At 61.4% G+C, this 17,744-nt stretch carries 16 protein-coding genes; 15 read left to right on the plus strand and 1 reads right to left on the minus strand.

The features are described 5' to 3' along the window. Positions 1-75: 75 nt before the first annotated feature. Positions 76-990 carry a LysR family transcriptional regulator gene (locus EIY72_RS25040; RefSeq protein WP_093214699.1) on the minus strand — a complete coding sequence of 305 codons (915 nt, stop codon included), beginning with the start codon at positions 988-990 and terminating at the stop codon, positions 76-78. A 195-nt stretch (positions 991-1,185) separates the two neighbouring features. Between EIY72_RS25040 and EIY72_RS25045 the strand changes: the two genes are divergently transcribed. The 15 genes from EIY72_RS25045 to EIY72_RS25120 all read left to right on the plus strand — a co-directional run bounded on the left by EIY72_RS25045 (position 1,186) and on the right by EIY72_RS25120 (position 17,718). After that, the gene (locus EIY72_RS25045) at positions 1,186-1,878 is read left to right on the plus strand and encodes a tellurite resistance TerB family protein (protein ID WP_093214703.1); all 693 of its coding nucleotides are present in this window, start codon (positions 1,186-1,188) and stop codon (positions 1,876-1,878) included. A 276-nt stretch (positions 1,879-2,154) separates the two neighbouring features. Beyond that, positions 2,155-3,777 (plus strand): methyl-accepting chemotaxis protein, encoded by a 1,623-nt coding sequence (locus tag EIY72_RS25050; protein WP_093214707.1) that lies wholly within the window; start codon positions 2,155-2,157, stop codon positions 3,775-3,777. Then, the gene (locus EIY72_RS25055) at positions 3,777-4,313 is read left to right on the plus strand and encodes a chemotaxis protein CheW (RefSeq protein WP_093214712.1); all 537 of its coding nucleotides are present in this window, start codon (positions 3,777-3,779) and stop codon (positions 4,311-4,313) included. The genes EIY72_RS25050 and EIY72_RS25055 overlap by 1 nt, the downstream gene beginning before the upstream one ends. Further along, positions 4,310-5,578, plus strand: coding sequence for a CheR family methyltransferase (locus EIY72_RS25060; RefSeq protein ID WP_093214717.1), 1,269 nt, complete (start codon positions 4,310-4,312; stop codon positions 5,576-5,578). The genes EIY72_RS25055 and EIY72_RS25060 overlap by 4 nt, the downstream gene beginning before the upstream one ends. After that, complete coding sequence (locus EIY72_RS25065) at positions 5,575-6,255, plus strand: chemotaxis protein CheW (RefSeq protein WP_093214720.1); 681 nt, start codon at positions 5,575-5,577, stop codon at positions 6,253-6,255. The genes EIY72_RS25060 and EIY72_RS25065 overlap by 4 nt, the downstream gene beginning before the upstream one ends. Beyond that, positions 6,252-8,525, plus strand: a complete 2,274-nt coding sequence (locus tag EIY72_RS25070) for a hybrid sensor histidine kinase/response regulator (RefSeq protein WP_093214723.1) — start codon at positions 6,252-6,254, stop codon at positions 8,523-8,525. The genes EIY72_RS25065 and EIY72_RS25070 overlap by 4 nt, the downstream gene beginning before the upstream one ends. Further along, the gene (cheB, locus tag EIY72_RS25075) at positions 8,522-9,532 is read left to right on the plus strand and encodes a chemotaxis response regulator protein-glutamate methylesterase (protein ID WP_093214729.1); all 1,011 of its coding nucleotides are present in this window, start codon (positions 8,522-8,524) and stop codon (positions 9,530-9,532) included. Before EIY72_RS25070 ends, cheB begins: the two co-directional genes overlap by 4 nt. A gap of 48 nt (positions 9,533-9,580) precedes the next feature. Further along, positions 9,581-10,582, plus strand: coding sequence for a response regulator (locus EIY72_RS25080; RefSeq protein WP_093214733.1), 1,002 nt, complete (start codon positions 9,581-9,583; stop codon positions 10,580-10,582). A 207-nt stretch (positions 10,583-10,789) separates the two neighbouring features. Further along, a protein-coding gene (gene prfB / locus EIY72_RS25085) for a peptide chain release factor 2 (RefSeq protein ID WP_109790603.1) occupies positions 10,790-11,885 on the plus strand; the annotation gives its coding sequence in 2 pieces (ribosomal slippage) (positions 10,790-10,861 and positions 10,863-11,885; 1,095 coding nt in all). Positions 11,886-12,000: 115 nt separating this feature from the next. Next, positions 12,001-13,503, plus strand: coding sequence for a lysine--tRNA ligase (lysS, locus tag EIY72_RS25090; protein WP_093214738.1), 1,503 nt, complete (start codon positions 12,001-12,003; stop codon positions 13,501-13,503). Between the two features lie 99 nt (positions 13,504-13,602). Next, a complete protein-coding gene (locus EIY72_RS25095) occupies positions 13,603-14,319 on the plus strand; it encodes a TetR/AcrR family transcriptional regulator (protein WP_165939613.1) in 717 nt (238 codons plus the stop codon). Positions 14,320-14,457: 138 nt separating this feature from the next. Then, on the plus strand, positions 14,458-15,012 hold the full coding sequence (locus EIY72_RS25100) for a hypothetical protein (RefSeq protein ID WP_093214746.1): 555 nt from the start codon (positions 14,458-14,460) through the stop codon (positions 15,010-15,012). 25 nt (positions 15,013-15,037) lie between these two features. Further along, complete coding sequence (locus EIY72_RS25105; protein WP_093214749.1) at positions 15,038-16,315, plus strand: flavohemoglobin expression-modulating QEGLA motif protein; 1,278 nt, start codon at positions 15,038-15,040, stop codon at positions 16,313-16,315. A gap of 162 nt (positions 16,316-16,477) precedes the next feature. Continuing rightward, positions 16,478-17,392 carry an alpha/beta hydrolase gene (locus EIY72_RS25115; protein WP_093214754.1) on the plus strand — a complete coding sequence of 305 codons (915 nt, stop codon included), beginning with the start codon at positions 16,478-16,480 and terminating at the stop codon, positions 17,390-17,392. After that, positions 17,389-17,718: a PA3694 family proteiin gene (locus tag EIY72_RS25120; RefSeq protein ID WP_093214758.1), complete on the plus strand. Its 330-nt coding sequence runs from the start codon at positions 17,389-17,391 to the stop codon at positions 17,716-17,718. Before EIY72_RS25115 ends, EIY72_RS25120 begins: the two co-directional genes overlap by 4 nt. Positions 17,719-17,744: the final 26 nt, after the last annotated feature.

Raw genomic sequence — 17,744 nt, forward strand, 5'->3', positions numbered from 1 at the left:
GTCTTATATAGATGCGACAAGACTAGTGCGCGGCCCCGAGGTCGACAAATACTAAATACTGAAGGTGGCGTTCGATTAAATAGATGGCTTTCGCCCGCCGTGGGGTTGTTCGCGTGCCACGGTCAGGAATGGGTCCACCAGCGCCGGGCGCGCGGTGCCGCGACGCCAGGCCAGGCCGACATCGAGGGTCTGGCTGAGGTCGGCAATGGTCCGCGCTTCAATAATGTCGCCCTCCAGGGACCAGGGGCGGTAGGTCATGTCAGGCTGGATCGATACGCCAAGGCCGGCGGCAACCAGACTTCGCACGGCTTCGGTCGACGCGGTGCGGAGGGTGATGTGTGGTTGCAGGGAGGCCGCCGACCACATGCGCTGGGCATTGCGGTCCATTTCATCGACGTTCAGTTGAATCAATGGTTCGCGGGCGACATCGGCGAGGTTGATGCTGTCGTGTTCCAGCAGTGGATGCTGGGCTGGCAGCCAGATCCGGTGGGGCGAGTGGGTCAGCACTTCGGTTTGCAGGGCGTGGCGGTCTTCGAGGTTGGACAGGATCAGCACGCCGACATCGATCTCGCCGCTGACCAGCAAATGCTCGATGTAGGGGCGCTCGTCCTCCATCACGCGGATTTCCACATTGGGGTAGGCGCGCTGGAAGCGGGTGAGCAGGTCGGCCAGGTAATAACCGGCCACCAGGCTGGTCACGCCGACGATCAACTGCCCGGCGACCTGGTCAGTGCTCTGTTGCAGGCTGCGCTTGGCGTTGTCCACGGTGGCCAGGATCAGGTGCGCCTGACGCAGGAACTGATGCCCCTGGTGGGTCAGGGTCATACCCTTGGCGTGGCGGTTGAACAGGCTGACGCCGATTTCCTCTTCCAGTTGCTGGATCGCCAGGGTCAGGGTCGACTGGGAAATAAAGGCGTTCTGTGCGGCGGCGGAGATCGAGCCGGTCTCGGCCACGGCGATGAAATGACGGATCTGACGCAAGGTCATCATGTTGAAAATACCCGGTGGGCTGTTTTTATCAATTTGTTGCAGTGTATATCTTTTTTTCCGATGGGTAGCTCAAGGCCGCGCATTTCAAGGTGAACCCACCTCTGCTGAGCAACATCCGGAAGCACTCTTGTAGGTCAGGCGCGGGCACTTTCGATCTAGGCTGGTGGCCGGTTAAACCTTTTGTGGAGACGCAACATGAACACCCGTGGATTGCTCGACCAACTACTCAAGTCCGGCCAGGACCTGTTGCAGAAAAAGGCGGGTGCGACGCCGCACAAAGGATCGAGCGGCAGTGCCGGTGGCCTTGGCAGTTTGCTTTCGGGGGCGGGTGGAGGTGCGTTGGCGGCGGGGGCCATGGGCTTGCTGATCGGCAACAAAAAGGCGCGCAAGGTCGGTGGCAAGGTTGCGGTCTACGGTGGGCTCGCGGCCTTGGGTGTGCTGGCCTACAAAGCCTACGGCAACTGGCAGGCCCAGCAAGCTGGCGCTGCGAAAGGCGAGCCGCAAACCCTCGACCGCTTGCCGCCGGTGCAAGTCGAGCAGCACAGCCAGGCGATTCTCAAAGCGTTGGTGGCCGCCGCCAAGGCTGACGGTCACATCGACGAGCGCGAACGCAACCTGATCGAAGGTGAGTTCCGCAAGCTCGACAACGACGAAGAGTTGCAGCACTGGCTGCACGCCGAACTCAACAAGCCACTGGACCCCGCTGACGTCGCCCGCGCTGCCCGCACCCCGGAAATGGCTGCCGAGATGTACATCGCCAGTGTGATGCTGGTGGATGAGGAAAGCTTTATGGAGAAGTCCTATCTGGATGAACTGGCGCGCCAGCTCAGGCTGGAGCCGGGGCTGAAGGCGGAGCTGGAGAAGCAGGTTCGCCAGGCTTCGCTGTAAATCCCAAGGCCGCAATCGCGAGCAAGCTCGCTCCTACAGGTATCAATGTGGGAGCGAGAATGTCTCCCGGCGGCGATCCGACGATGACATTTTCCACCTCGCCCCACCTCAACGGCCAATTCACGGTCTGTTTCTGCACAATCGCCACTGGCTACTGCTGCCTCAGCTGACGGAAAGTCCCAGTCCAGAGCCGGGCATTGCTGCAACCGTCTTATAAATGAAACACCGCCCTCGGCTATACTCCCCGCATTTCGAAACAAGCCCCGAGGACTGACTGTGAAGAACTGGACGTTGCGCCAACGCATTTTGGCGAGCTTTGCGGTAATTATCGCCATTATGCTGCTGATGGTGGTCGTCTCGTATTCACGGTTGCTGAAGATCGAAGCCAGTGAAACCAGCGTGCGCGACGACGCCGTGCCCGGCGTGTACTACAGCTCGATGGTGCGCAGCGCCTGGGTCGACAGTTACCTGCAGACCCAGGAATTGCTGGGTTTGAAAAAGGGCCAGGGCATCAGTGCCGAAGATGCGGCGGACTTCAAGGCGTTCGAAACTCGCCTGCATGAGCAGATGGCCAACTACGCCCGCACGGTCACCACCGATGAGGACAAGCGCGAATTTGCCTTGTTCGAGCAGGACGTGGCGCAATACAACTCGATTCAGGCGGCGGTGCTCGATTTGCACCAGCGCGATCAGGCGGACCAGGCCATTGACCTGTTCAACAGCAAATTGACGCCGGCGTGGACAGCCGGGCGGATGAAACTCAATGACATCATCGGCGAGAACAAGGTTGTCGCTGACAACGCCATGAACGCCATCGATGAGGCCGTGGCCGCGGCAAAAATCAGCATGGGCATATCCCTGCTGATCGCAGTGTTGGCGGCCGGTCTCTGCGGTCTGCTGCTGATGCGCGCGATCATGGCGCCGATGAACCGCATCGTGAAGATTCTGGAAATCATGCGCACCGGCGACCTCAGTGGTCGCCTGAACCTGGAGCGCAAGGACGAGTTTGGCGCAGTGGAAACCGGCTTCAACGACATGATGACCGAACTGACTTCGCTGGTGTCCCAGGCCCAGCGCTCGTCGGTGCAGGTCACCACTTCGGTCACTGAAATCGCCGCCACCTCCAAGCAGCAACAGGCGACCGCTACTGAAACAGCCGCCACCACTACCGAAATCGGCGCGACTTCCCGTGAAATCGCAGCGACTTCCCGGGATCTGGTGCGCACCATGACCGAAGTGTCCACTGCCGCCGATCAGGCTTCCGTTGCCGCCGGCTCCGGGCAACAGGGCCTGGCACGCATGGAGGAAACCATGCATTCGGTGATGGGCGCGGCGGATCTGGTTAACGCCAAGCTGGCGATCCTCAACGAGAAGGCTGGCAACATCAACCAGGTGGTGGTGACCATCGTCAAGGTCGCCGACCAGACCAACCTGCTGTCGCTCAACGCCGCCATCGAAGCCGAGAAGGCCGGCGAGTATGGTCGCGGTTTTGCCGTGGTCGCCACCGAAGTGCGGCGTCTGGCGGATCAGACCGCCGTTGCCACCTACGACATCGAGCAAATGGTCCGCGAGATTCAGTCGGCAGTGTCGGCCGGGGTCATGGGCATGGACAAGTTCTCCGAAGAAGTGCGCCGTGGCATGTACGAAGTGCAGCAGGTCGGTGAACAGCTGTCGCAGATCATCCACCAGGTCCAGGCGCTGGCGCCGCGGGTGTTGATGGTCAACGAAGGCATGCAGGCCCAGGCCACCGGCGCCGAGCAGATCAACCACGCGCTGGTGCAACTGGGGGATGCCAGCAGCCAGACCGTCGAGTCGCTGCGCCAGGCCAGTTTTGCCATCGATGAGCTGAGCCAGGTGGCCGTCGGGCTGCGCAGCGGCGTTTCGCGATTCAAAGTCTGATGAGCGAAATCACCGCCAAACGCGCCGTCGTCAAACAGGCGGCGCACGCCTTGTTTCTGGTGTTTCGCATCGGCAGCGAGCGTTTTGCCCTGCGTGCCACCGAGGTCGCGGAAGTGTTGCCGTGCCTGCCATTGAAGCCGATCCCGCGCGCACCCGACTGGGTCGCCGGGGTGTTCGCTTTTCGCGGCGCGGTGGTGCCGGTGATCGACCTCAGTGCACTGACCTTCGGTACGCCTGCACAGGCCCGCACCAGTACGCGACTGGTGCTGGTCGACTACCGCCCGGACGAGGGTGCAGAGACTCGCTTGCTTGGGCTGATTCTGGAACAGGCCACCGACACCCTGCGCTGCGATCCGAAGGACTTTCAGCCCTACGGCCTGGACAACCGCGAGGCACCCTACCTGGGGCCGGTGCGCAAGGATGAACAAGGACTGCTGCAATGGGTGCGCGTCAGCGATCTGCTGGATGAGCGGGTTCGCACCTTGCTGTATCCCTCACCGCCCCTGGACCTGATGCTGTTCGAGGCGCAGCCATGAACAGCGACCAGCGTTTTTTCGATTTCCTCAAGGAAACCATCGGCCTTGACGTCAGCTCGGTCGGCCCGGCAATCATCGAACGGGCCGTGCGCCAGCGCAGTGTCCTCTCGCAAGCGGTCAGTAGCGATGAGTACTGGCGGATTCTGCAGGGTTCCCGGGATGAGCAGCAGGCGCTGATTGAAGCGGTGATCGTTCCGGAAACCTGGTTCTTCCGTTACCCGGAATCCTTCGCCACCCTGGCGAAACTGGCCGGCAAGCGTCTGGCGCAGATCAATAACCTGCGCGCGCTGCGTATTCTCAGTTTGCCGTGTTCCACCGGTGAAGAGCCGTATTCGATTGCCATGGCCTTGCTCGATGCCGGGCTCAAGCCGCATCAGTTCAAGGTCGACGCCATGGACGTCAGCCCGCTGTCGGTGGAAAAGGCCCGGCGCGCGCGCTACGGCAGGAATTCATTTCGCGGGCAGGACGTTGCCTTTCGCGACCGGCATTTCAGCAACGAAGGCGAAGGCTATCGGCTCGACCCGCGAGTGACTGAACAGGTGCGTCTGCACGTCGGTAACCTGCTCGACCCGGCGTTGCTCGCCGGTGAGCAACCCTTCGATTTCGTGTTCTGCCGCAATCTGCTGATCTATTTCGACCAGCCGACCCAGAAGCAAGTGTTCGAAGTACTTAAACGCCTGACCCACGTCGATGGCGTGCTGTTTATCGGCCCGGCAGAAGGCAGTTTGCTGGGGCGCCTGGGCATGCGTTCGATCGGTATTGCCCAGTCTTTCGCCTTCAGTCACCAGGGAACTGAGCCAGAGCCGTTACCCATGTCCATGCCTGCACCTTTACCCGTGTTGCCACCGCTGCACAGTCCGCCAGCGATACCTGCACGCAGCCGCCCGTTTAGCAGCGCCGCGCCGACCACTGCGTCGCCCAAGGCTTCCGGCAGCGATGCGGCCGCGCTGCTGGCGAACATCTCGGCATTGGCCAACGAAGGCAAGAGCGCTGAAGCCCGGGCTGCCTGTGAGCAATATCTGCGTAACCACGAACCCGCGGCGCAGGTGTTCTACTGGCTGGGCCTGCTCAGCGATGTCGCCGGTAATGCCTTCGAAGCCCAAGGGTTCTATCGCAAGGCGTTGTACCTCGAACCGCAGCACCCCGACGCGTTGATGCACCTGGCAGCGCTGCTGCAGGCCCAGGGCGACGCGACGGGTGCCAGACGCTTGCAGGAGCGTGCCGCCCGCAGCGCACGCGCCGCCGACAGTGAGCCTAAACGATGATCGTCTCCGACACCTTCAGCGTCACCCGGGACGCCCAGGCCATCGACGACTGCTGGAACCGCATCGGTATCCACGGCGACAAGTCCTGTCCGCTGCTCAGTGAACATATTCATTGCCGCAATTGCGCGGTGTATTCCGCCGCCGCCACGCGCCTGCTCGATCGCTATGCGCTGCAGCAGGAGGATCGTGCGCAGGTTTCGGTCGCGCTGGAAAGCGAGGTCAAGACCCGTTCATTGCTGATGTTTCGCCTCGGCGAAGAATGGCTGGGACTGGCCACGCGCACGCTGGTGGAGGTGGCGCCGCTGCAAGCCATTCACTCGCTGCCACATCAACGTTCCCGGGCCTTGCTTGGCGTCGCCAATGTGCGCGGTGCGCTGGTGGCTTGCCTGTCGCTGGTGGAACTGCTCGACCTCGACGCCACCAGCAGCGTGGCGTCGGGGGCGCGGGTCATGCCGCGCATGTTGATCATCGCCGCCCACGGCGGTCCGGTGGTGGTGCCGGTGGATGAGGTCGACGGCATACACGCCATCGACGAGCGTATCCTCGATGCCGCTTCGCAATCAGGCGCCCAGGCCGGCGCCCGGTACACCCGGGGGGTATTGCAATACAAGGGTCGCAGCCTGCGCTGGCTGGATGAAGAACAGTTGCTGTCCGCCGTGACCCGGAGCCTTACATGACCCCCGACCAGATGCGTGATGCCTCGCTGCTGGAGCTGTTCAGCCTCGAAGCCGAAGCCCAGACCCAGGTGTTGAGCGCCGGGCTGTTGGCCCTTGAACGCAACCCGACCCAGGCCGATCAGCTCGAATCCTGCATGCGCGCCGCGCACTCGCTCAAGGGCGCGGCACGGATCGTCGGTGTCGATGCCGGGGTCAGTGTTTCCCACGTCATGGAAGACTGCCTGGTGAGCGCTCAGGAGGGGCGTTTGTTGCTCAGCCCCGAGCACATTGACGCGCTGCTGCAAGGCACGGATCTGTTGATGCGTATCGCCACGCCGAACGGTGCGCCGGGTTCGGCGGACATCGACGCCTATGTCGCCTTGATGGCGCGCTTGCTCGACCCGGCGGCTGCCGTGAGCGTCGCGACGGCGCCTGCCACACCCTTGATGGCCGAGCCGCCGACCCCGGCTCCGGAACCTGAGGTCGCGGTGCCGGTTGTCGAGCCCCCCGCGCCGCGTAAAACCAAACGCACCACCGAAAATGGCGAGCGCGTGCTGCGGGTCACCGCCGAGCGCCTGAACAGCCTGCTCGATCTGTCGAGCAAATCCCTGGTGGAAACCCAGCGGCTCAAACCGCACCTGGCGACCATGCAGCGGCTCAAACGCATGCAAAGCAACAGCCTGCGCGCCCTGGAAAGCCTCAATGTCCATCTCAAGGATCAGGCCCTGAGCCTGGAAGCCCAGGAAGCGCTGGAAGATGCCCGACGCTTGCTCGCGCAGTCGCAGCAATTGCTGATGGAAAAGAACGCCGAGCTCGATGAGTTCGCCTGGCAGGCCAGTCAGCGTGCGCAGGTGTTGTACGACACGGCGCTGGCGTGTCGTATGCGGCCGTTTGCCGATGTGTTGAGTGGGCAGGTGCGCATGGTCCGCGACCTGGGCCGCGACCTGGGCAAGCAGGTACGGCTGGAGATCGAAGGCGAGAAAACCCAGGTCGATCGCGACGTGCTGGAGAAGCTCGAAGCGCCCTTGACGCACCTGTTGCGCAACGCGGTCGATCACGGCATCGAAACCCCGGAGCAACGCCTGTTGGCGGGCAAACCGGCCGAAGGTGTGATTCGCTTGCGCGCCTCCCATCAGGCCGGTCTGCTGGTGCTGGAGCTGAGCGATGACGGCCATGGCGTCGATCTGGAAAAGGTCCGTCGCAGCATCATCGAACGGCAACTGTCGCCCGCAGACACCGCCGCACAACTGAGCGAAGAAGAACTGCTGACGTTCCTGTTCCTGCCGGGTTTCAGCCTGCGCGACACAGTCACCGAAGTGTCCGGGCGCGGCGTCGGCCTGGACGCCGTGCAGCACATGGTCCGCCAGTTGCGTGGTGCGGTGGTGCTGGAGCAAACGGCGGGCGAGGGCAGCCGTTTCCACCTCGAAGTGCCGCTGACCCTGTCGGTGGTGCGCAGTCTGGTGGTCGAAGTGGGCGACGAGGCCTATGCGTTCCCCTTGGCCCACATCGAGCGCATGTGTGATCTGGAGCCGGCGGACATCGTGCAGGTCGAAGGGCGCCAGCATTTCTGGCATGAAGGCCAGCATGTCGGGCTGGTGGCCGCCAGTCAGTTGCTGCAGCGTCCTGTCAGCCAGAACAGCGCACAGACCCTGAAAGTCGTGGTGATCCGCGAGCGCGATGCGATCTATGGCGTGGCGGTCGAGCGTTTTATCGGCGAGCGCACGTTGGTGGTCTTGCCGCTGGATGAGCGACTGGGCAAAGTGCAGGACATCTCTGCCGGCGCCTTGCTCGACGATGGCTCGGTGGTGCTGATTGTCGATGTCGAAGACATGCTGCGCTCGGTGGAAAAACTGCTCAATACCGGCCGCCTTGAGCGTATCGCTCGGCACAGTCATCAGTTGGTCGAGGCGGCGCGTAAACGCATTCTGGTGGTCGACGATTCCCTGACCGTGCGAGAGTTGCAGCGCAAACTGCTGCTCAATCGCGGTTACGACGTGGCGGTTGCGGTTGACGGCATGGACGGCTGGAACGCCTTGCGTTCGGAGGATTTTGATCTGCTGATCACGGACATTGATATGCCGCGCATGGACGGTATCGAGCTGGTCACGTTGCTGCGGCGCGACAATCGCCTGCAATCGCTGCCGGTGATGGTGGTGTCCTACAAGGATCGCGAGGAAGATCGCCGTCGTGGACTGGATGCCGGAGCCGACTATTATCTAGCCAAGGCCAGTTTTCATGATGACGCCCTGCTCGATGCAGTGGTCGAGCTCATTGGAGGAGCGCGGGCATGAGGATCGCAATCGTCAACGACATGCCGATGGCTGTGGAAGCCCTGCGCCGTGCCCTGGCATTCGAACCGGCACACGAGGTGATCTGGGTGGCCGGCAACGGCGCCGAAGCAGTGCGCTTGTGCGCGGAAAATACGCCGGACCTGATCCTGATGGACTTGATCATGCCGGTGATGGACGGCGTTGAAGCAACGCGGCGGATCATGGCCGAAACCCCTTGCGCCATTGTCGTGGTCACCGTTGACCGTCAGCAGAACGTGCACCGGGTGTTCGAGGCCATGGGCCACGGCGCGCTGGATGTGGTCGACACCCCCGCCGTGGGCGCCGGCAACCCCCAGGAAGCGGCCGCGCCGCTGTTACGCAAGATCATGAACATCGGCTGGCTGATTGGTGAGAAGGGCAGCCGTCCGCGTTCGGCACCGACACCGTCACGCAGTGCGGGGTCGCGCCAGAGCCTGATCGCCATTGGTTCTTCCGCCGGTGGTCCCGCCGCGCTGGAAGTCCTGCTCAAGGGGCTGCCGCGCGATTTCACGCCGGCCATCGTACTGGTGCAACACGTCGACCAGGTGTTCGCCGCCGGCATGGCCGAATGGCTCGCCAGTGCCAGCGGCCTCGACGTGCGTCTGGCCCAGGAAGGCGAGCCGCCACGAAGCGGCAGCGTGCTGCTGGCCGGCACCAATCACCATATCCGTTTGTTGAAAAACGGCACGCTGGCCTACACCGCTGAACCGGTCAACGAAATCTATCGCCCTTCCATCGATGTGTTTTTCGAGAGCGTGGCCAATCACTGGACCGGCGACGCCGTGGGCGTTTTGCTTACCGGCATGGGACGCGATGGGGCCCAGGGCCTTAAACTCATGCGCCAACAGGGCTACCTGACCATCGCTCAGGACCAGAACAGCAGTGCGGTGTACGGCATGCCGAAGGCGGCCGCGGCCATCGATGCCGCCGTAGAGATTCGCCCGCTGAACAAGATAGCGCCACGATTGCTGGAGATTTTCGCCAAATGAGCACTTTTATCCGCAATCCTGGTCCAGGCAGTACTCAGGTGACCGCACATGACTGATTTACAGCTCGACGACTTCAAGACCGACGAAAACGCCGCCATGGTGTTGCTGGTGGACGATCAGGCCATGATCGGCGAAGCCGTGCGCCGTGGGCTGTCGAACGAAGAGAACATCGACTTTCACTTCTGCGCCGACCCGCATCAGGCGATTGCCCACGCGGTGCGGATCAAGCCGACGGTGATTCTTCAGGACCTGGTCATGCCCGGGCTGGACGGCCTGAGCCTGGTGCGCGAATACCGCAACCACCCGGCGACCAAGGACATTCCGATCATCGTCCTGTCGACCAAGGAAGACCCGCTGATCAAGAGCGCGGCGTTCGCGGCCGGGGCCAACGATTATCTGGTCAAGTTGCCGGACAACATCGAGCTGGTGGCGCGGATCCGCTATCACTCGCGGTCCTACATGACCTTGCTGCAACGGGATGCGGCCTACCGCGCACTGCGCGTGAGTCAGCAGCAGCTGCTCGATACCAACCTGGTGCTGCAACGGCTGATGAACTCCGACGGCCTGACCGGCCTGTCGAACCGTCGTCACTTTGACGAGTACATGGAACTGGAATGGCGTCGTTCGCTGCGAGAGCAAAGCCAGTTGTCCCTGCTGATGATCGATGTGGATTACTTCAAGGCCTACAACGACAGCTTTGGCCACCTGGAAGGCGATGAAGCGCTGCGCAAGGTGGCCGCGGCGATCAAGGACGCCAGCGCGCGGCCTTCCGACCTGCCGGCGCGTTACGGCGGTGAAGAATTCGCACTGGTGCTGCCCAACACCTCGCCGGGCGGCGCTCGGTTGGTGGCGGAGAAGCTCCGTCAAACCGTGGCTGCGCTGAACATTCCACACAATTCGCCGAGCGAGGGATCGAGCCTGACCATCAGCATCGGCCTGTCGACCATTGTTCCGAAAGCCGGAAGCAACTGCCGGGATCTGATTTCGGCAGCGGACAAGGGGCTGTACTCGGCGAAGAACAATGGGCGCAATCAGGTGGGGGTGGAGTGACCCGCTTGCCTCTGGAGGAGCGAGCATGCTCGCGATGGTCGTCAACGATGACGATGGCTATCGGCATAAACGCGGTGCCTGAGCGCTTCTCGCGAGCAAGCTCGCTCTCACAGGGACTTGCCTTTTCAGCCCAGCGGACTGCCGTTTTCAGGCGTTTGCGGGTATACTCGCCGGCTTTCAAAAGTTCGCCAACGAGTGCTGCCCGTCATGGAAATCAACCCGATCCTGAACACCATCAAGGACCTGTCCGAGCGCTCCGAAACCATTCGGGGGTATCTTTGACTACGATCAAAAGCATGAGCGTCTGACTGAAGTCAATCGCGAGCTTGAAGATCCGAGTGTCTGGAACAAACCTGAATACGCCCAGGAGCTGGGTCGCGAGCGCGCCGCACTGGCGCAGATCGTCGATACCCTGGACGAACTGAACACCGGTCTGGCCGATTGCCGCGACCTGCTGGACATGGCCGTCGAAGAAAACGACGAAGGCGCAGTGGGCGATGTGGTCGCCGAACTGGCCCGTCTCGAGGAATCCCTGGCCAAGCTGGAATTCCGCCGCATGTTCAGCCACGAAATGGACCCGAACAACGCCTACCTGGACATCCAGGCCGGCTCCGGCGGTACCGAAGCCCAGGACTGGGCCAACATCCTGCTGCGCATGTACCTGCGCTGGGCCGACAAGCGCGGTTTCGACGCGACCATCATGGAACTGTCCGCCGGCGAAGTCGCCGGGATCAAGGGCGCGACCGTGCACATCAAGGGCGAATACGCCTTTGGCTGGTTGCGCACCGAGATCGGCGTGCACCGTCTGGTGCGCAAGAGCCCGTTCGACTCCGGCAACCGTCGCCATACCTCGTTCTCCGCAGTCTTTGTCTCGCCAGAGATCGATGACAAGGTGGAAATCGAAATCAACCCGGCAGACTTGCGAATTGACACCTATCGTTCTTCCGGTGCCGGTGGTCAGCACGTAAACACCACCGACTCGGCCGTACGTATCACCCACGTACCGACCAACACCGTGGTCAGCTGCCAGAACGAACGTTCCCAGCACGCCAACAAGGACACCGCCATGAAAATGCTGCGGGCCAAGTTGTACGAGCAGGAAATGCAGAAGCGCAACGCGGCGTCCCAGGCGCTGGAAGACACCAAGTCCGACATCGGCTGGGGTCATCAGATCCGTTCTTATGTACTCGATGCCTCGCGCATCAAGGATCTGCGCACTAACATCGAACGCAGCGACTGCGACAAGGTACTCGACGGCGATATCGACGAATACCTGGAAGCCAGCCTGAAGTCCGGGCTGTAAGAGACGCAAAACAGGATCGGCTGATTCAACTCGATCTCTGTAGGAGCCAGCCTGCTGGCGATCCCCGGACCGCAAGGGCCGGGGACAACGAACCTGTGATGGAATATTTAAAGACATGAGCGACCAAGAACTCGACCCGCAAGCCCTGCAACAGGAAGAAAACTCCCTGATCGCCCTGCGCAAGGAAAAGCTTGCTGCCGAGCGCGCCAAGGGCAATGCCTTCCCGAACGACTTCCGCCGCGACAACTACTGCGAAGTACTGCAGAAACAGTACGCGGACAAGACCAAGGAAGAGCTGGCAGAGGCTGCAATCCCGGTCAAGGTTGCCGGTCGCATCATGCTCAACCGTGGCTCGTTCATGGTGATCCAGGACATGACCGGACGCATCCAGGTCTACGTCAACCGCAAGACCCTCTCGGAAGAAACCCTGGCCGCGGTGAAAACCTGGGACATGGGCGACATCATTGCCGCCGAAGGCACCCTGGCGCGTTCCGGCAAGGGCGACCTGTACGTTGAAATGACCAACGTACGCCTGCTGACCAAGTCCCTGCGCCCGCTGCCGGACAAGCACCACGGCCTGACCGACACCGAGCAGCGCTATCGCCAGCGTTACGTTGACCTGATCGTCAACGAAGACGTACGCCAGACCTTCCGCGTGCGTTCGCAAGTCATTGCGCACATCCGCAGCTTCCTGATGAAGCGTGACTTCCTCGAAGTGGAAACGCCGATGCTGCAAACCATCCCGGGTGGCGCGGCGGCCAAGCCGTTCGAGACCCACCACAATGCGCTGGACATGGGCATGTTCCTGCGGATCGCGCCGGAGCTGTACCTCAAGCGTCTGGTGGTCGGCGGCTTCGAAAAAGTGTTCGAGATCAACCGCAACTTCCGTAACGAAGGCGTTTCGACTCGTCACAACCCTGAATTCACCATGTTGGAGTTCTACCAGGCGTACGCCGACTACGAAGACAACATGGACCTGACCGAAGAGCTGTTCCGCGAACTGGCTCAGCTGGTTCTGGGCAGCACCGACGTGCCGTACGGCGACAAGGTGTTCCACTTCGGCGAGCCGTTCGTGCGTCTGTCGGTGTTCGACTCGATCCTCAAGTACAACCCTGAGCTGACCGCCGACGACCTGAACGACATCGACAAGGCTCGCGCCATCGCCAAAAAAGCCGGTGCCAAGGTGCTGGGCTTCGAAGGTCTGGGCAAGTTGCAGGTGATGATTTTCGAAGAGATGGTCGAGCACAAGCTCGAGCAGCCGCACTTCATCACCCAATACCCGTTCGAAGTGTCGCCACTGGCTCGTCGCAACGACGACAACCCGAACGTCACCGACCGCTTCGAGCTGTTCATCGGCGGCCGTGAAATCGCCAATGCCTACTCCGAGTTGAACGACGCGGAAGACCAGGCCGAGCGTTTCATGGCGCAGGTGGCCGACAAGGACGCCGGCGACGACGAAGCCATGCACTACGACGCCGACTTCGTTCGCGCGCTGGAGTACGGCATGCCGCCAACGGCGGGTGAAGGCATCGGTATCGACCGTCTGGTGATGCTGCTGACCAACTCCCCGTCGATCCGCGACGTGATCCTGTTCCCGCACATGCGGCCACAAGCGTAAGTGCTTCAAACAAAAAGCCGCCTTTTCAGGCGGCTTTTTATTGCCTGTCTGGTACAAACGTATCAACTTGTAACTTTGATCTGAGAGGAAATACCTGTCGTGATTCGTGCAATGGCTCAAGAAGGTGCAGCGGATATCGCCACTGCGGTCGCTGAAAGCGTTCAGTACCAGGGCCGCAAGGCCAGCCGACAGGGCAGCGAACAGCGTCGACAGGACATTCTCGATGCCGCCATGCGCATAGTGGTGCGTGATGGCGTGCGGGCCGTCAGGCACCGCGCGGTGGCTGCCGAGGCGCAAGTGCCGCTGTCGGCCACCACTTACTACTTCAAGGACATCGATGACCTGCTCACCGATACCTTCGCCCAATACGTGGAACGCAGTGCGGCCTACATGGGCAAGTTGTGGGAAAACAATCAGGGCCTGCTGCACGAAATGGTCGACAGCGGTGATGGCAGCCCGCAAGCCCGTTCAAAACTGGCGGACGACATTGCCCGGCTGATGGCCGATTACGTGCAGCGGCAATTGCTCAACCGCCGCGAGCATCTGATGGCCGAGCAGGCGTTTCGCCAGGAAGCGCTGCTCAATCCGCGCTTGGCGAAGCTGGTGCGTTCCCATCAGCAGATCCTGTTGCAGGGCACCTGCCAGCTGTTCCAGGTGCTGGGTTCCCGTGAACCTCAGCAGGACGCCAAGGTGTTGACGGCTATAATCGGGCGGATGGAATATCAGGGGTTGCTCAATGTCGGCGAGCCGCTGGCCGAAGAGGAAATGCTCGGGATCCTGACGCGCTACATGCATCTGGTGCTGGCGTCAGTCTGACCCCGGCCCTTGTAGGAGCGAGCATGCTCGCGATGGTGGATCAGCAACATCGGTGTCGACTGACACGCCATCGCGAGCAGGCTCGCTCCTACAGGGGGAAGTGCAGTTGAGGCAGGCTGTGTTCATAGGGAGTGTTGAATGAAAACCTGGCGCGTCGCTGTGATCGCCTTGTCGTTCCTGCTGCTCAGTGGCTGTCTGGTGACCTTCAAGGAGCCGCTGCCCACCCGCGACCCGGCGCCGAAAGGATTGCTTGGCAAATGGACCAGCACCAATGGCTGGGGCGAGCCACTCAACCTCGAACTGACGCGTATCGGCGACAACCAATACCAGGCCGTCAGCTATTACCTGGCCCGGCCCAAAGTGCGCGAGGCCTATCCTTTTACCCTGTCCCATCACGGTAATCGCTGGTACGTATCGGCCAAAGTGCCCGCACAGTACGGTGGGCAATTCACCATTGCCGGCTTCGAACTGACCGACAAGCATGAGTTGGTGGTGTACAGCCTCGACCTCGAACAGATCAATCAGGCCATCCGGCAAAAAGCCTTGAACGGCCAGGGTTTCCAGACCAGTGATGGCGATGGCGTACAGGTCGACAGCACTGTCGAGCAAGTCGCCGCCTACCTCGACGATCCGGCCAATTCCGACGTATTCGTCGAAGCCGTGCGCTACCAGCGCCGGACCAAGACCCAATAACCCGCAGGTTTTTCAGGAGTTCCGCGTGGACGATTATCAACAGTCGATACGCATTTTGTCCGACCGCATCGTCGCGGCGCAGACGCCGATTCGCGTCCTCGATGCGGTCAAATGGGACGACAACATTCGCAAGGGCTTCCTCAAGGCCAAGGGCAAGGAATTGCCGGCGGTGGATCGTGACTATTACCTCAATCGGCCGTTGGCGTTCGACTCCAGCAAGGTCAAGCTGGAGTTCCAGAACATCGAGCGCGACATCACTCGCCAGCTCGGTCAGTTCAACCCGGTCGGGCAGATCATGCGGCGCATGTGCAAGGAGTACCGCATGGTGGTGCGCATGCTCGAAGCGCGCGGCACCGAGGATTTCGGCTTGATTTCCCAGGAGTTGTACGGCGCGGCCTCCGATGCGTTCCACGCCGGTGACCCGACCCTGTCGGACCTGGGCATGATGCTGTCCGAATACCTGAACAACATCGACGGCCGTGGCGATTTGAAAGACGAGCCGAAGACCCTGACCGCCAAGGACGCGGTCGACATGTTGCAACATCGCCTGAACAAGGTGTTTGGCGAAGCCGAGGAAACCATCCGCGTGTTCGAGTCCGACGGCATCGTTGCCGACGCGGCGGCGGGTGCGGACTACATCAAGATCCGCTCCGACGCGATGTTCAACCAGCGCGATGTACGCGCCCTGGAGGTCCACGAAGGCCTGGTGCATGTCGGCACCACGCTCAACGGCCTCAACCAGCCAATCTGCACCTTTCTCGCCAAGGGCCCGCCCTCGTCGACGGTAACCCAGGAAGGCCTGGCGATCCTCATGGAAATCATCACCTTCGCCTCCTACCCCAGTCGTTTGCGCAAGCTGACCAACCGCACCCGGGCCATCCACATGGTGGAGGAGGGCGCGGACTTTCTGCAGGTGTTCGAGTTCTTCCGCGAACAAGGCTTCGAGATGCCCGAGAGCTACAGCAACGCCAGCCGCGTATTCCGCGGCTCGGTGCCGACAGGTCTGCCATTTACCAAAGACTTGTCCTACCTCAAGGGCTTCATCATGATTTACAACTACATTCAGTTGGCCGTGCGCAAAGGCAAACTGGAGCAGATACCGCTGTTGTTCTGTGGCAAGACCACCCTGGAAGACATGCGGACCCTGCGGCAGTTGGTGGATGAAGGCCTGGTGGTGCCGCCCAAGTACCTGCCGGAACAGTTCCGCGACATGAATGCGTTGTCGGCGTGGATGTGCTTCTCCAACTTCCTCAATCACTTGAGCCTGGACCGGATCGAAGCCGATTACTCCAATATCCTTTAGACCCTGTGGGATCCACTGTGGGAGCGGGCTTGCCCGCGATGGCGGCTTAACATTCAACACTAATATTGACTGTGACATCGCTATCGCGGGCAAGCCCGCTCCCACAGGTTGCCGGTTGCCAATGGGCCGTATTCCAACCACGATTTTGCGAGGTTTCACCGGATGAGAATCCTCGGCACCCTTTGTCTACTGCTGGCCTTGAGCGGTTGCAGCTCGCTGCTGTTCTACCCCGAACCGGGCCAGATCTTCACCCCGGAGAAAGCCGGCCTCGAATACCGTACCGTCACCCTGGTCACCGCCGATGGCCTCAAGCTCAATGCCTGGTGGCTGCCCGCCAAACAAGGCGTGGAAGTCAAAGGCACGGTGCTGCACCTGCACGGCAACGGCGGCAACTTGCCGATGCACCTCGGTGGCAGTTTCTGGTTGCCGAAAAATGGTTACCAGGTGTTGCTGGTGGACTATCGCGGTTATGGCCTCTCCGAAGGCAAGCCAAGCCTGCCGGAGATCTATCAGGACATCGATGCGGCGTTCGCCTGGCTGGACAAGGCACCCGAGGTCAAGGGCAAGCCATTGGTCCTGCTCGGCCAGAGTCTTGGCGGCTCGATGGCCGTGCATTACCTGGTCCAGCACCCGGAACGCCAGGCGCAACTCAAGGCCCTGGTGCTCGATGGCGCCCCCGCCAGTTACCGCAGTGTCGGCCAATTTGCCCTGAGCACGTCATGGCTGACCTGGCCATTTCAGGTGCCGTTGTCCTGGCTGGTGCCGGATGGCGACAGCGCCATCAACTCGATGGCACAGCTGAAAAACGTGCCGAAACTCATCTACCACAGCATCGACGACCCGATCGTGCCCCTTTCCAACGGCATTCGACTGTATCAAGCTGCGCCGCCACCGCGCGTGCTGCAACTGACCCGTGGCGGTCATGTGCAGACCTTCGCCGACCCGGTCTGGCGCAAGGTCATGCTGCGCTATCTCGATGACCCGCAGCATTTCAACGGCCTGCGCCGTTTGGGTGAAATCCCCAATTACCCGGCACCACCGAATTCAGAAGACGAACCACCAGAGAGTCCGCAATGAGTGAAGAACGTAACGCCATCCCGCTGATCATCACCGGTATCTGCAGCATCCTCGGCACAGTCGGAGCCCTGTGGTACTACGGCTACCTGCACTTCGCCAAACCCGAGGATGCGTTGCTGCTCAACGAATTCACCATGCTCAAGACCGTTCCCGGCGAAGACTACAAAGTTTCCCTGGAGCCGGCGGCACAGGTGGCGCAATGCATTGATGGGGTGCTGGTGTTGTTCGATACCGAACAGAAAGGCCTGACCGGCGTGCTGGTGGACAGCAAGAAGAAAGCGGTGCGGTGCATGGGGCAGGAGACGCCACAGCAGCTGGAACAGTAATCAAAAAACAACCTGTGGGAGCCAGT

Origin of the sequence: Pseudomonas vancouverensis (genome assembly GCF_004348895.1) — a bacterium.
GTDB lineage: Bacteria > Pseudomonadota > Gammaproteobacteria > Pseudomonadales > Pseudomonadaceae > Aquipseudomonas > Aquipseudomonas vancouverensis.

Excerpts from the sequence above, each read along its gene's own strand:
- EIY72_RS25040 (WP_093214699.1), bottom strand. The coding sequence starts at position 990 with ATGATGACCTTGCGTCAGATCCGTCATTTCATCGCCGTGGCCGAGACC.
- EIY72_RS25045 (WP_093214703.1), top strand. The coding sequence starts at position 1,186 with ATGAACACCCGTGGATTGCTCGACCAACTACTCAAGTCCGGCCAGGAC.
- EIY72_RS25055 (WP_093214712.1), top strand. The coding sequence starts at position 3,777 with ATGAGCGAAATCACCGCCAAACGCGCCGTCGTCAAACAGGCGGCGCAC.
- EIY72_RS25060 (WP_093214717.1), top strand. The coding sequence starts at position 4,310 with ATGAACAGCGACCAGCGTTTTTTCGATTTCCTCAAGGAAACCATCGGC.
- EIY72_RS25065 (WP_093214720.1), top strand. The coding sequence starts at position 5,575 with ATGATCGTCTCCGACACCTTCAGCGTCACCCGGGACGCCCAGGCCATC.
- EIY72_RS25070 (WP_093214723.1), top strand. The coding sequence starts at position 6,252 with ATGACCCCCGACCAGATGCGTGATGCCTCGCTGCTGGAGCTGTTCAGC.
- cheB (WP_093214729.1), top strand. The coding sequence starts at position 8,522 with ATGAGGATCGCAATCGTCAACGACATGCCGATGGCTGTGGAAGCCCTG.
- EIY72_RS25080 (WP_093214733.1), top strand. The coding sequence starts at position 9,581 with ATGACTGATTTACAGCTCGACGACTTCAAGACCGACGAAAACGCCGCC.
- lysS (WP_093214738.1), top strand. The coding sequence starts at position 12,001 with ATGAGCGACCAAGAACTCGACCCGCAAGCCCTGCAACAGGAAGAAAAC.
- EIY72_RS25100 (WP_093214746.1), top strand. The coding sequence starts at position 14,458 with ATGAAAACCTGGCGCGTCGCTGTGATCGCCTTGTCGTTCCTGCTGCTC.
- EIY72_RS25115 (WP_093214754.1), top strand. The coding sequence starts at position 16,478 with ATGAGAATCCTCGGCACCCTTTGTCTACTGCTGGCCTTGAGCGGTTGC.
- EIY72_RS25120 (WP_093214758.1), top strand. The coding sequence starts at position 17,389 with ATGAGTGAAGAACGTAACGCCATCCCGCTGATCATCACCGGTATCTGC.